This window comes from Mycobacterium sp. DHQP2018-32-09 (genome assembly GCF_058148405.1).
The window spans coordinates 1-405 of the sequence record NZ_JBYVYK010000182.1; the positions used below are offsets into that span (position 1 = coordinate 1).

General features: G+C 68.1%; 1 protein-coding gene. It reads left to right on the forward strand.

Translation table 11 applies throughout. The features are described 5' to 3' along the window. The coding region (locus AC30CM_RS27255; RefSeq protein ID WP_490120014.1) for a hypothetical protein at positions 1 to 405 on the forward strand (405 nt) is incomplete at both ends.

The window sequence follows — 405 nt, forward strand, 5'->3', positions numbered from 1 at the left end:
CCGAAGGCTCGTGGGCGCCGGCCGCGAAGCGCTTCGTGCCGCGCTCGGACCTCGCGGTCTACGGCAAGCAGGTATTCCGTGCGCCGCTGCTCGGCGAAGCGGGTGCCGATCCGAAGACGTACGGCAAGACGCTGTTCGAGACCGACGCGGTGCGCGCATGGGTCGACGACCGCGCCGGTGAAGACGACGTCGTGATCGTGTCGTTCAAGTCGAAGATGAACACGATCGGACCGAGCGTGATCGACGGCCTCGTGCAGGCGATCGAACTCGCGGAGAAGGACTACAAGGGCGTGGTGATCTGGCAGCCGACGTCGCTGAAGCTCGGCACGCCGGGCGGCCCGTTCTCGGCCGGCGCGAACCTCGAGGAGGCGATGCCCGCGTTCATGATGGGCGGCGCGAAGGGCA